Raw genomic sequence first — 13,849 nt, forward strand, 5'->3', positions numbered from 1 at the left:
ATGAGTTATGTAGAATTGCAGGTCACGTCGAATTTCAGTTTTCTCAGAGGCGGTTCGCACCCTGAGGAACTTGTCGAACACGCGCGGGATTTGGGCTACGAACACATCTCGATCGCCGACCGAAATACGTTGGCCGGAATCGTTCGGGCGTATGCTCATGCGAGAAAACTCGAAAGGGAAGATGAAAAAGCACCAAAAATCCGCGTGATTGTTGGCTGTCATCTCGAATTGCTCGACGGGCCGCCGCTATTGGCTTATCCGACAGACAAGAATGCTTACGCCAATTTGTCGGCTCTGCTTTCGGTCGGGAACCAACGCGCGGAAAAGGGCAAATGTCATCTGTACAAATCCGATGTTTATCAACATGCGGAAGGCCTGAAATTCATAGCGATTTCGCCACTTTCCCTTGACACCGATTTTGATTTCGATCCGGAATTCAAATCGGCATTGAAAGAATATCGGGACAAATTCGGCAAATCGCTTTATCTGGGCGCGAACCGATCGTATCAGGCCAATGACGCCAAACGGTTGTACAGGATTTCCGAACTTTCAAATGAGTTGAATATCCGGATGGCAGCGACAAATGACGTGTTTTATCACGAGCCAAAACGTCGGCAGTTGCAGGACGTGCTGACTTGCGTGCGAGAAAAATGTACAATTTACAATGCGGGTTTCAAATTGAACCAAAATACAGAGCGCCATCTCAAACCAATCGAGGAAATGCAGCGGCTTTTTCGCGATTATCCCGATGCGATTGCCGCCACTCGTGAAATTGCCGACGCGTGCAAGTTTTCGTTGGCTGAACTCAAATATGTTTATCCGGAGGAAATCACATCTAATGGAAGGACGCCTCAACAAGAGTTGGAAATGCTTGCGTGGCAAGGTGCCAAAGAAAAATTCGGGGATGAGATTCCCATAGACATACAGGAAAAAATAGTGTTCGAGCTCGACTTTATGGAGAAGAATGACTATGCGGCGTATTTTCTTACTGTTTACGATTTTGTGCGATTTGCCAGAGATCGAGAAATTTTGTGTCAAGGTCGAGGTTCTGCAGCCAATTCGGTAGTTTGTTATTGCTTGGGTATCACCTCTGTGAATCCAGCGAAGTTTAAGTTGCTTTTTGCGCGATTTATGTCCGATGCGCGTAAAGAACCGCCTGACATAGACGTCGATTTTGAGCACGAAAGGCGTGAGGAAGTGATCCAATACATCTATGAGAAATATGGGCGCGACCGTGCGGCAATCGTCGCAACCGTAACTCAAGTGCATCAAAAAGGTGCGATTCGCGATGTGGCCAAAGCGATGGGAATGTCTACGGATGCCATTGGAAGATTGTCGAATTCGATTTGGGAATTTACCGACGATTGGATGCAAAGCGACCGGATTTCGTCAGAAGGTTTCAATCCGAAAGATCCGCATTTGATGAAAGTGCTTGATCTGACAAGCCAATATGTTGGTTTTCCGCGTCAACTTGGTCAGCACACGGGTGGTTTTATCATCACTCGCGGCAAACTTTCAGACCTGTGTCCGATTTTGAATGCGAGAATGGAAGATCGCACGAATATAGAATGGAACAAAGACGATATAGAAACTTTGGGCTTTTTGAAAGTCGATGTTTTGGCACTTGGCATGTTGACCTGCATCCGAAAGGCGTTCGATTTCTGTAAGAAACATTACGGAACATCATACACTTTGGCCAATGTCGAACAAGATAAGGTAGAAGTTTACGACATGATTTGCAAAGCCGACACGTTGGGCGTTTTCCAAATCGAAAGCCGTGCCCAAATGTCGATGTTGCCCAGATTGAAGCCCAAGTGTTTCTACGATTTGGTCATTGAGGTGGCGATCGTGCGTCCCGGCCCGATTCAGGGCGACATGGTGCATCCGTATCTCAAGAGGCGTGAAAATCCGGAAGCCGTTGAATATCCGTCAGATGAATTGCGGTACATTTTGGAAAGGACGCTAGGTGTGCCGCTTTTTCAGGAACAAGCCATGGAAATCGCGATCGTGGCCGCAGAATTCAAACCCGAGGAAGCCGATGGATTACGAAAAAGTATGGCCACATTCAAGGCCAAAGGTCAAGTTAGTGATTGGGAAAAGAAACTAGTTGGCGGAATGGTGAGACGAGGGTATGACGAGGAGTTTGCCAAACGGGTTTTTCGTCAGCTCGAAGGTTTCGGATCGTACGGTTTTCCCGAAAGTCACGCCGCGAGTTTTGCGCTTTTGGTGTATGTTTCGGCTTATCTGAAGTGTTTTTATCCCGATGTTTTTGCCGCAGCACTTTTGAACAGTATGCCAATGGGATTTTATCAACCGGCGCAAATTGTCATCGATGCCCGAAATCACGGTGTAGAAGTGCTTCCGGTCGACGTGAATTTTTCGCAATGGGATAATATTCTGGAAGAAAAATCAGAAAGATATTGTCCGATAAGGCTCGGTTTCCGACAGGTGAAAAGCTTGCCGGAAGAAGAAATGCGCAGTTTGGTCGCTGCCCGAAACGACGGTTTCAGAAGTATGAATTCGCTTTTAGATGCGGGTATTTCCATGTTTGCACTCGAGAGATTGGCCGATGCCGATGCTTTTCGCTCTATAGGTCTTGACCGACGACAGGCGCTTTGGGAAGTTTCGGCATTGTCCGACAATCCGATTGGGATATTCGAAGGCCAACCGTCGGCGAGCGCATCCGAACCACAGTTGGAATTGCCTTTGCTGACCGAAGCGGCTCATGTCGTTGAAGATTACGCAACTATGGGATTGTCGTTGAAAAATCATCCCGTGAAATTCGCCCGTCCGCAACTGGATAGCTTGCGAGCGACCAAAACGGGCGATTTGGCAAGCAAAAAAGACAAGGATTTGATTCGGGTTTCGGGATTGATTACGGTTCGGCAACGTCCGGGAACCGCGAAAGGCGTACTTTTTATCACGATCGAAGACGAAAGCGGATTCGCGAATCTCGTGGTTTGGGAAAAAGTCTTCCAAAAGTACCGAAAGGAAATTCTGCAGGCGCGACTCTTGATGGTCGACGGGAAATTGCAGATCGAAAAAGGCGTAGTCCACGTGATTGTCGATAAATGCTACAACATGTCGGCGCTACTGAAAAATATGTTGACCGACAGAAATGAGGAAGTTTTTGCCACATCGCTCGCGCGTCCCGACGAAAAAGGAGAACTCGAAGGCGTTTTTTATAAAGGACGGAATTTTAAGTAGTTATGGTTCGACTATAGCTTTCGAAATTCAGTCTGTATGGGAAAATGGGTTCAAGATTCAACACCATTTTTAGGTTTTGTCGGATAACTGTCTGAAAAGAATAGGTGATTGTTATTGCTTAGTGAGCTTATATTGAGTCTCTTACAAATGAATCGAATTGTCAGGCAAAGCTGTTTTTGTTTGCTGAGAAACGCGGCTCAAGTATTGACGAATGGGTAAAACTGGATAAGGGGAAGGCACACATGCTAAAAAGTTTTAAGTGGGTTGCTGTCGATGAAGACGGATCGGCACAACTACACGTTTGACTTTGACACGATGAAGTTTAACTGAGCCAAAATTTCTGAACGAAGCCTAAAAAGCTCAGATTTTAGTGAAAAAGGAATTTTTTTTTCGGGCCAGATACTACTTCCAACAAAATCCGCTTTAATACTGAAATTCAAAAAGTTACAGTATTTGATTTTCAGAATGTCAGTGTTTACGGTACTTCCGAATAAATTAAAAATCCAAAGCGAAGGAAATTTCCTAAAACCGGGTCTTGACTTTCTTCGTAAATCGAACCTGGACAGCCAAACAGTAACGCTTGAATCTGTTCAATCGAACAAGGAACCGATTGCTGTCGGGGGCGACAAGCGATCGGAACCAAATTCAAAACAAAAGCCGGATTTCGGTCCGGCTTTTACATCTTGAAAATTGCTGTTTATTCGGTTTGGATTTTGTCGGCCGTTTTGTCGATTGCCTTGGCGGTAGATTTCGCACCTTTTTTAACGCCTTTCTTAGTGGCGTCGTACCCTTTCTCTACACCTTTTTCTGTAGCGTCAGCTCCTTTTTTGACACCTTTTTTCGTGGCATCATATCCTTTTTCCACGCCTTTTTTCGTGGCGTCCGCGCCTTTCTTGACGCCTCTCTCGGTGGCATTTGCGGCTTTCTTGACGCCGGTTTCCGTTTTATCGGCGGCCTTTTCGACCTTCTGCTTTGCCGTTTCGGTCTTGGTTTCCTGAGCGGAAAGGCTGATGGCGAACAACAGCGCGACTCCCAATATCAAATTTTTCATGGTTCTGATTTTTATGTGTATTAAAGTTACCCAAAACTTCCGGAGACGCGCTCCATTTTATTTTATCTTTAAGGAAAATCCCCAAAATGAGACAATTGTTTTTGTTGCTTTTCTCGATTTCGCTTTTTTCACAAAGTCCAAATTTCAAGGTGATCGCGTTCTACACGGCCAAAAATGACTTGGCTCACGTGAGTTTTGTCGACGAAGCCAACAAGTGGTTTCCGCAAATTGCGAAAGCTTACAATTTTTCTTACGAATCCACTTCCGACTGGACAAAACTCAACTCCGAGAATCTCAAAAACTACAAAGTGGTAATATTTCTGGACACGCGTCCGGAATTGCCCGAGCAGCGTTTAGCATTCGAAAACTACGTGAAAGCCGGAGGCGGATTTCTGGGTTTCCACTTTTCAGCTTTTGCCTTGGACGGATCGGAATTTCCAAACAATTGGCAGTGGTACAATAATGAGTTTTTGGGTTGCGGACAATATGTGAGCAATACCTGGCGTCCGACGTCGACGATTCTGAAAGTCGAAAAACCTACGCATCCGGCGCTCAAAAATGTTCCGTCAATATTCGATTCCCAGCCCAACGAATGGTACAAATGGGAAAAAGATATGCGCTTGGACCCAAATATTGAAATACTGATTGCTATAGATCCAAAAAGTTTTCCTGTCGGGACCGGTCCAAAGCCGCATGAAATCTGGTCCGAGGGTTATTATCCGGTTTTTTGGACGAACAAGAAATACAATATGGCTTATTGCAATATGGGTCATAACGATATGGATTATGACGGCGGAACGAATGCAACCCTGTCCAAAACCTTCGGCAATGTCAATCAAAATGCTTTAATAGTCAATACTTTGCTGTGGATCGGATCAAAGTGACAAATTCCGATTCTAATTAAAAGCCACCGTTTACTCAATTGTTGTAGCGATTTTCCTATCATGGTTTATATTTGGGAAAACCGACAACTCATGAAAAAATCTTTACTCTGCCTATCACTTCTAGCCTCGATTTGCGTTTTCGCGCAAGACGACCCGATTTTTCATTGGGCGAAATCTGTCGGCGCTGTCGGATTTGACAGTGCTTACGACTTAATTTCGGACGCTTCCGGAAATGTTTACACAGTCGGATCTTTCAATGCGACGGTCGATTTCGATCCCGGTTCAGGTACATCGAACCTGACACAAGCGGGATCTGCTCCGGACGGATTTATCCAGAAACTCGACAGTCAAGGCAACTTTGTTTGGGCAAAGCGAATAGGAGGAAATGGCGGAAACGGTGTTTTTGAAATTGATTTTGCGGCGAACGGCGACTTGATTTTGGCGGGAAGTTTTTTCGGAACGGTAGATTTTGATCCGAACGCCGGAACGTTCAATATGACTTCGATTCCATTGGCGAATCCCACTTTTTCCTCGACAGATGTTTTCGTCGTCAGACTTACTGCAGACGGAAATTTCGTTTGGGCGAAAAAAGTTGGCGGAAACGATTATGACGAGGTCATGGATATGAAAGTCGACGCAAACGGCGCTATTTTCGTAAGCGGATTCTTTCAGGGAACTTGCGATTTCGATCCGGGAACATCAAATTTTGCGCTTACATCGTCAGGTCCGCGAGACGCTTACATGCTAAAACTCGATCCGGACGGCAATTTCATTTGGGCAAAACGCTTCGGTGGCGCGAGCGAAACCCGAATCAATGCTTTCGATCTCGACAGCCAAGGCAATATTTTGGCAACGGGAAATTTTTTCGGAGCGATCGATGTCGATCCAAGTGCCGCGACAGTTACGCTTCAGCCGAGTCCGGGCGACAATTTCGGACAGTTCAGCCAAGATGTTTTGTTGCTGAAACTCAATCCATCAGGCGACTACGTTTGGGCGGGGAAAATTGGAGGAACAATGTCCGAAGGTTGCTCCGCAATTGGAATCGGAGCCGATGACAGCGTTTTCATCTCGGGAATTTTCGCCGGAAACAGCGACATGGATCCGGGTTCGGGACAGACGATTTTAGCTACGAATGGCAACGGCGGCGCGGTTTTTCTGATCAAATACAATTCGTCTGGACAATTGCAATGGGCGAAGCAAACGGGAACGGTTTTTAGTCCATCGGTGAATAATTTGCAAGTTACCGTCAGCGGAAAAATCTTGACTGGAGGAAATTATAATGGAAATTTCGCCTTCGCGACCGGATTTGATTTGCCTACAATAGGGAACGAAGACATGTTCATCGCGAGATTTGACCAATCCGGAACGCCAGAATGGGTACAATCGTTCGGCGGAAGCGGCGAAGACGTACTTCAGGCCTTCGAATATCGCGAAAGTGGCATTTGGAACATCGCCGGAAGTTTCAATGCAACCGTCGATTTCGATCCGTTTTCAAGCGTCCAAAATCTTACTTCGAACGGCGGTCACGACATTTTCACGCTAAAACTTGCGCCAGAATCGTTGAAAACATCAGACTTTTCAACAAATGAATCGTGGTCGGTTTATCCGAATCCGTCAAGCGGAAATGTCAATCTGCATTTCGACGAAGTTTTGTTCGGATCAAAAGTGGGAATTTATACCATTTTGGGTCAGACGATAGCCGAATTCCAAATCGGTCAAACCGAGAAAAATCTCAATCTCAAACCCGGAAACTATCTGATAAAAATCGAAAATCAATCGACTTCAAACACCAAAAAGCTTATCGTTTTGTAAATTGTACCGATAGGAATTTCAACTTTCCGTCGACTTATCAGACAATTCAAAATGGCACAAAAGATATTTCACGACTTCGATTTTTCAGATTTTTGGGACGATGACGAGTATTCCAAATCTGAATTCCAGGACGAAACGCCAAGCGACGAACTTATCGCTTCAATCGAGACCGAACTTGGCTATAAATTGCCAGAGTCGTACATCGAATTGATGAAATCGCACAACGGCGGAATTACAAATCCCGACTGTTTTCCTACAGACGAACACACGTCTTGGGCCGAAGATCACGTGGCGATAAACGGCATTATGGGAATCGGACGCGAGAAAACCTATTCGCTCTGCGGTAATTTGGGAAGCCAATTCATGATCGACGAATGGGGTTATCCTGACACCGGCGTTTACATTTGCGACTGTCCGTCGGCGGGTCACGACATGGTGATGCTCGATTATTCGAATTGCGGAAAAGGCGGTGAACCCGAAGTTTTCCATGTCGATCAGGAATCAGATTACAAAAAGACGTTTTTGGCAAAGGATTTCGAGACGTTCATTCGCGGACTTGTGCGTTCGGACGTTTACGATACGTCGGAACAGGACTTGGCCGACAAGCTCAAACAACTGGAAAACGGACTATTTTCGGACACTTTACAGGAATATTTCAAGAAAGATACATCGGTTGATTTCGACAAGATACTCAGGAATTTGTTTTTGGAACTTTCTCGGGAAAAAGGCTATTTCGCGCTTCATGCCGACGAGCTTTCGTATTTGGCTTACGACATCCAATTCTATCTTTTGAGTCTGAATAAGACTATCAGGTCAAAAGAACTATTCGTCAAGGAATATTTGCCGATGGTCGCTTTGGCAACTGCCGAAATCTCGACCGGCGGTTATGCCGATTTCTTTTCGGAATGGTTCGACCAAAGACGTAATTCGAGAAAAATAGCGAAGAAACTATTTGGCGGATTTTACTTTACGAACGATTTCAAGCGGGAACTTTTCGGTAAAATGAAGCGATATGAGTGATGATAATTTTGTGATCTGAGTTGAATTGGCGATGCCGAAATCATTTGTTCACTTAGCTTTCCTTGCGATTCAAATCCACTGTTTTTTGACGACTTCCAGACCTAACAAATCTCGAAGATTTGTTAGGTCTTGGAAAGTTCGGTTTTTCGACAGACATTTCATTACAGAAAAACTGTAAATTTTGTTAAAATCCAACAGAAAAAATCAACGCTGGCATCGACAAAACAACCAATAGAACGCAAAGTCAGTTCTGAAAAAAATCTCAAAACGAAATCACGAATTTTTATCCAATAAAAAAACCGCCTCGTAAAAAGCGGTTCTCAGGGATAGGTTATTGTGGTAGATTTATTTCGAGTCGTCAGGCGTTTGTATGTCTCTGATGCACACATATTTGCCATTGCGTTTTTCGAAAACGGAGAAATAATTACCGCTTCCGTAATTGATTCCTTTCGGGTCGGAAATTTTGTAGTGACCAATCTCAATCACCTGCGTTCCATCGCCAGACGGAAAAACTTCCCTTACCGTATATTTTATCCCGGCGCGCTTCGGAAAACCTTTCGAAAGATCCTCCATGCTTTCGCGAATCTCGAGACTTCCGTGCAACGGCTGCGAATTGCTGTCGTAGCTCACGGCATCGTCGGCGTAATATTTCATGATCGAATCGACATTCTTCGAATTCACGTTTTTGGCATAATTGTCCTCGAGTTCCTGAATTTCAACTTTCAGGGCCGCGAGTTCGTCCGCGCCCAAAGTCGTGCGTTCGACAGGCTTTTCACAATTCAGGAAAACTACGACCGAAGCGATAAGGAGTAGCGATCTGATTTTCATGGCAATTCGTTTGTGCGAAGTTACTCCAACAAAAAAGCGCCTGAAAACGCGGCGCTTATGAGTTTGTAACAATGATATTAACATTTATGGTTTTTTCTGTGTTTTTGGAGTGTCAGGTGTTTGCATATCTCGGATACACACGTATTTTCCGCCCCTTTTCTCGAAAAGGGAGAAGTAATTTCCGCTTCCGAAGGCAATTCCGGCCTCATCTTTCATTTCGTATCGGCCAATTTCAACGACTTGGAACTTATCGCCCGAAGGTAAAACTTCTTGAACGGTGAATGTGATTTGGGCGGTTTTCGGAAAATCGGTAGACAAACGGCGAATGTCGGTGCGAATTGCGTCTTTTCCCTTTAACGGCGGACCGTCAGAGTTGTAACTGATCGCATCTTCGGCATAATATTTCATGATTTCCGAAGTGTTGTTCTCGTTCACGGCCTTGGCGTAAGCGTTCTCCAAATCTTGGATTTCGCCTTTGATCTCGTCCGTTTCAGCTGATGAAATCTCGTCGCGTTCCGAAGGTTTCGAGCAAGAAACTCCAAGAACGGCGATGGCGAGCAAAAAGTAAGATGTGATTTTCATATCATAGGATTTTTGGGATTTGTTAAAATTAGGCCGTCCGCATTCGAAATTCCTTATAGCATTTTCTTCCGATCTTGTAAAGTCTGCCGTTTTTGGTTTCGCCGATATGATGCTGATTTTGGAAATCGTAACTTCAGTAGAAATTTACATCTGATGAAAAAATTCCTTGCAATCACCTTTTTAGTTCTGGCAACAATTTCCGCATCGGCACAAAAAAAGCAACACACGAAAGTTCCCGAAGGTTTTCTGATGGTTTTGGAACAAGGCGACGACATCTTGAAAAAGCTGGAAGATTTCGCTTTGGCAGAAAAGATTCCGTCGGCAAATTTCACAGGAATGGGCTTTGTAAATATGAAATTCGGCTATTTCAATTTTGACAAGAAAGAATACGAGCCCAAACAATTCAACGACGTCGAGCTCGCTGCGATGCAAGGAACGATTGCGTGGCAAAAAGGGAAAATCTCGATTCACGCTCACGGCGTCGTCACTGACCGAAATTTCCAGGCTTTCGGCGGACATATTCTAGAAGGAAAAGTCGGAAAAGGCACGCTCGAAATCATGATTTTCGTGCACGACCGAAAGTTCGAGCGCGTGAAAGACGAGACGAAAGGCTTTAATGTTCTTTGTTTGGAAAATTGTCCGAAGTGACTTTAGAGTTCATTAATCAACCCTGTCACCCCTTTAGAACCGACAGGTCTTAAACCTGTCAGGTCTTTAGAGGTGACAGGTCTAAAATTTCGTAACGGAAATCGAGTGGAAATAATCCGAAAAAAATCCAACTCAAAATAAAACTCAACGCAACCGTTCGGCCAATTCGCGCCTATAAGTGATTCCAACAGGAATTTTTTCCTCCAGAATAGAAACAGTATCGCGATCGTGCGACTCGATTTTCTGCAATGAAACGATGTACGATTTGTGCACGCGCATGAATCTGTCCGAGGGTAAACTGTGCTCGAGCTCGTTCGTGGTAATCGTCGCAAGCCACGTTTTTTGAGGCGTAAAAATCTTCACGTAATTGCCGTAACTCTGGGCGTAAAGGAAATCGTCGAGCGCGATATTTTCGAAATGACTGTCGACTTTTACCGAGACATGGCTTTGGGTCGAAGGCGTTTCGATCTGTTTCGGATACATCTCGAAAAATCGGGCAATGGCTTTCTCGAACCTCGGATGAAAAATCGGCTTCAACAAATAGTCGATCACGCCAAAATCGTAGCTTTCCAAAGCAAATTCAGAATAAGCCGTCGTAAGGATCGTGCGCGGCGGATTTTCGAGCTGCTGCAACAATTCCAAACCTGTCAATTCGGGCATGTCGATGTCCAAAAACATCAAGTCGACTTGGTTTTTCGCGAGATATTCCGCGGCTTCAAAACCGTTGAAACACTTGTGGGCAAGCTTCAGTTTCGGATTTTGTCCGATGTATTTCTCGAGCACATAATGCGCCGCGGGTTCGTCATCGACGATTAGACACAGTCGCTCGGCTGGCATGATGCGATTTTTTTGAGTTGGATTTGGAGCGCGACGACGAAATTTCCGTTGGTCTCGGAGATCGAAAGATCGTGTTTTCCGGCGTAAAGCAATTTGAGGCGTTCGGTCGTATTGGCAACTCCGATCTTGGTCGAGACGACTTGCGACTTTTTCTCGGGAATCGAGTTTTCAAGCCTGAAATCCAAAAGTCCGTCCTCGACTTTTATCGAGAGGTTCACGAAGCAGCTCTCGATTGTGCCCGTTCCGTGTTTGAACGCGTTCTCGATGAAGTTGATGAGCAACATCGGAGCGATTTTGTAGCCGTTTTCGTTATCGGTTTTATAGTCGAAATTGATGTCGCATCGGTAACCCAAACGTTCGCGTTCGAGCTCGATATAACTCGTGATGAACTCGATTTCCTCTTCCAAAGTCACGTTTTGGCGTTGGTCGCTTTCGATTTGGTAGCGCAAAAGCTGGCTCATTTTCATGATCAGATCGCTCGTCCTTTCCGGATATTGGAGCGAAATTCCATAAAGCGTATTGAAAGTATTGAACAGGAAATGCGGATTTAGCTGGCTGCGAAGCGCTTTTAACTGCATTTGGCTGAACAACATTTCGGCGTCCTGTTGGCGTTTTTGCTCGCGATAGAGTTTCATCATCACCGTCGGACCCAAATAAAGGATCAAAGTTCCGGACAATGAAGCGATCTGGTAAACGAAACCTTTCTGGTAACACGGATAATTGTCGAGTCGCGGCAAAAAGTTCGACGCGATTTCGTAAATGATGCCCGTCCAAACCAAAATCATCGCGATACTCAACGCGAAATAGGTGAGCGGACGCTGTTTTTCGAGCAATGTCGGAAGTAGGAAAAACCGGTTGGTCTGAGCGTGCGCATACAACAAACTAAAATACGTCAAAGCCGCGGCCACAGACGTTCCCGAAGCATATTCGATCCAGTCGTTCTTAAGCAAATGAATAGTAAGCATGAAACCGAAAATCGCGATTTCCTGAAACCATTTGTTGTCGAGAACAGAGGTTATGCGTTTGGTCATTTTTAAAACTTCAACGTTTGTTATTCGTTAATCGTTATTCAACATTCAGACGTCGAATTGAACGATAAGTAAGTTGGCAAAGGTCGAGTAATTTACGCAATCGATGGATTTTTTATGATGAATGCAATTTGTCAAGGTGTGAAGTTTTGGACGACGAATAGATGAATATGCAGGTTTTTTTGACCGACGAATGGAAAATAGTTGGTACTGAAGTTTTTTGGACAACGAACCGATGAAAAACGAAAGTTGAAGTTTTTTGAATGATGAGCCGACGAACAACGAATAACGAATGTTGAAGTTTTTTGAACGACGAACCGATGAACAACGAATAACGAATGTTGAAATTTTTTGAACGATGAACCGACGAACAACGAAGACGATGAACCGACGAACAACGAATAACGAATGTCGAAGTTTTTTGAACGATGAACCGATGAACAACGAATAACGAATGTTGAAGTATTTCAAATGACGAATGCAACTCATCATTTAAACGCTCGTTTAAACCGATTGTTTTTTAAAACCGACCTAATTTTGTGCACCTCAAGAATCACTCATTATGCCTAAAATTCAGAAACTCCTTTATTTTCTGTTCTTTGCGGCGACCTCGGCTTCAGGTCAGACGTTGTCTATGCCCGAAGCGATCCAAAACGGAGTTTCCAACTACGGGACGGTCAAAGCCAAGCAAAATTACGCCAAAGCGTCAGCCGAAACGGTCAAACAGACGCGTCTCGATTACGTTCCGAACCTCGTGCTTTCGGGCCAACAATCTTACGGAACGATCAATGGCCAAAACGGTCCGGCTTACGGATTCGGCGGTTACGGCGTCGCATCGTCGGGACTTCCGCTCGATCACCAAAACTGGAATGCGGCTTTCGGAGCGCTTTATCTGGCGAACATCAACTGGGAATTTTTCACTTTCGGACGCTATCGCGAGCGCATCAATCTTGCAAAAGCCGATGTGGCAAGAAACGAAGCCGATTACCAACAAGAACTTTTCCAACACGAAGTTCGCGTCGCCGCGGCCTATCTGAACTTGCTTGCGAGCAAACGATTGGTGCGTTCGCAGCAGAAAAACCTCGATCGTGCGCAGATTTTCCTCAAGACTTCGGGAGCGCGCGTCACAAACGGACTCAATCCTGGCGTCGATTCGACATTGGCATCGGCCGAAGTCTCGCGTGCGAAAATCGAACTGAATCGCACACTCGATCTGGTCGCCGAACAAAACACTCGATTGGCGTTTCTCATGGGCGTCGACGTTCGCGATTTCGAGCTCGACACTTCGTTGGTTACAAAAGTTCCGAAGAACGTGCTCACGCTTGAAACGCCAGCCGATACCGTGAATACGATAAGGAAATTCTACAGATCGAGAGTTGATTTCAGCGATCAGCAAGTTCGGTTGTTGCGCAAGAATTACTATCCGTCATTCAGTCTTTTCGGCGTTTTCCAGACGCGAGGTTCGGGTTTCGATTCGTCTTATGCCACAAACCAGAACGCGTTCACACAGGATTACGTCGACGGAATCACTCCTGATCGCCAGAATTATCTCGTCGGAGTTGGCGTTACGTGGAACCTGACGAACATTTGGCGTGCCAGCAAGCAAGTCGCTTCGCAAAAATTCGTATCCGAAGGATTGAAAAACGAGTATGAAGTCATCGACCAACAGCTCAAAACCCAACTCGCCGCCGCCGAAGCCAAGATTAGATATGCGATGGACAATTACGTTCAGGCGCCAAAACAAGTCGCCGCCGCACGTCAGGCTTATCTGCAAAGAACGACTTTGTACAAAAACGGCCTCACGAACCTGACCGATGTCACGCAAGCACTTTACATCCTGAATCGCGCCGAAACCGATTCGGACGTGATTTACACCAATGTATGGCAATCACTTTTGCTAAAAGCCGCGGCCGCGGGCGATTTCAACCTTTTCCTAACCGAATTCCAGTAAC

Annotated in this window: 11 protein-coding genes; 6 read left to right on the forward strand and 5 right to left on the reverse strand. The window is 45.3% G+C overall.

Features of this window, described 5'->3' with window-relative positions; all coding sequences use genetic code 11:
* Positions 1-3,207, forward strand: a complete 3,207-nt coding sequence (locus tag EOO49_RS00365) for an error-prone DNA polymerase (protein ID WP_290841889.1) — start codon at positions 1-3, stop codon at positions 3,205-3,207.
* A 697-nt stretch (positions 3,208-3,904) separates the two neighbouring features.
* On the opposite strand, the gene EOO49_RS00370 is transcribed toward EOO49_RS00365, so the two are convergent.
* The gene (locus tag EOO49_RS00370) at positions 3,905-4,258 is read right to left on the reverse strand and encodes a hypothetical protein (RefSeq protein ID WP_290841890.1); all 354 of its coding nucleotides are present in this window, start codon (positions 4,256-4,258) and stop codon (positions 3,905-3,907) included.
* Between the two features lie 86 nt (positions 4,259-4,344).
* Here EOO49_RS00370 and EOO49_RS00375 point away from each other — a divergent pair, with 86 nt between their 5' ends.
* From EOO49_RS00375 to EOO49_RS00385, 3 genes are all read left to right on the forward strand, one after another.
* Complete coding sequence (locus EOO49_RS00375; RefSeq protein ID WP_290841891.1) at positions 4,345-5,142, forward strand: ThuA domain-containing protein; 798 nt, start codon at positions 4,345-4,347, stop codon at positions 5,140-5,142.
* Between the two features lie 90 nt (positions 5,143-5,232).
* Positions 5,233-6,954 (forward strand): T9SS type A sorting domain-containing protein, encoded by a 1,722-nt coding sequence (locus EOO49_RS00380; protein WP_290841892.1) that lies wholly within the window; start codon positions 5,233-5,235, stop codon positions 6,952-6,954.
* 51 nt (positions 6,955-7,005) lie between these two features.
* Positions 7,006-7,974, forward strand: a complete 969-nt coding sequence (locus tag EOO49_RS00385) for an SMI1/KNR4 family protein (RefSeq protein ID WP_290841893.1) — start codon at positions 7,006-7,008, stop codon at positions 7,972-7,974.
* 345 nt (positions 7,975-8,319) lie between these two features.
* On the opposite strand, the gene EOO49_RS00390 is transcribed toward EOO49_RS00385, so the two are convergent.
* The gene (locus EOO49_RS00390) at positions 8,320-8,802 is read right to left on the reverse strand and encodes a DUF4440 domain-containing protein (RefSeq protein ID WP_290841894.1); all 483 of its coding nucleotides are present in this window, start codon (positions 8,800-8,802) and stop codon (positions 8,320-8,322) included.
* An 84-nt stretch (positions 8,803-8,886) separates the two neighbouring features.
* A complete protein-coding gene (locus EOO49_RS00395) occupies positions 8,887-9,384 on the reverse strand; it encodes a nuclear transport factor 2 family protein (protein ID WP_290841895.1) in 498 nt (165 codons plus the stop codon).
* A 153-nt stretch (positions 9,385-9,537) separates the two neighbouring features.
* On the opposite strand from EOO49_RS00395, the gene EOO49_RS00400 reads away from it, so the two are divergent.
* Entirely contained in the window at positions 9,538-10,032 is a 495-nt protein-coding gene (locus EOO49_RS00400) for a PPC domain-containing DNA-binding protein (RefSeq protein WP_290841896.1), read from the forward strand.
* A gap of 144 nt (positions 10,033-10,176) precedes the next feature.
* Here EOO49_RS00400 and EOO49_RS00405 read toward each other — a convergent pair whose 3' ends face one another.
* A complete protein-coding gene (locus EOO49_RS00405) occupies positions 10,177-10,869 on the reverse strand; it encodes a LytTR family DNA-binding domain-containing protein (RefSeq protein WP_290841897.1) in 693 nt (230 codons plus the stop codon).
* The gene (locus EOO49_RS00410; protein WP_290841898.1) at positions 10,845-11,900 is read right to left on the reverse strand and encodes a sensor histidine kinase; all 1,056 of its coding nucleotides are present in this window, start codon (positions 11,898-11,900) and stop codon (positions 10,845-10,847) included. The genes EOO49_RS00405 and EOO49_RS00410 overlap by 25 nt, the downstream gene beginning before the upstream one ends.
* A gap of 559 nt (positions 11,901-12,459) precedes the next feature.
* Here EOO49_RS00410 and EOO49_RS00415 point away from each other — a divergent pair.
* Positions 12,460-13,848, forward strand: a complete 1,389-nt coding sequence (locus tag EOO49_RS00415) for a TolC family protein (protein WP_290841899.1) — start codon at positions 12,460-12,462, stop codon at positions 13,846-13,848.
* Position 13,849: the final 1 nt, after the last annotated feature.

The sequence above is a fragment of the Flavobacterium sp. genome, assembly GCF_004295795.1.
In the GTDB taxonomy this organism is placed as follows: Bacteria; Bacteroidota; Bacteroidia; order Flavobacteriales; family Flavobacteriaceae; genus Flavobacterium.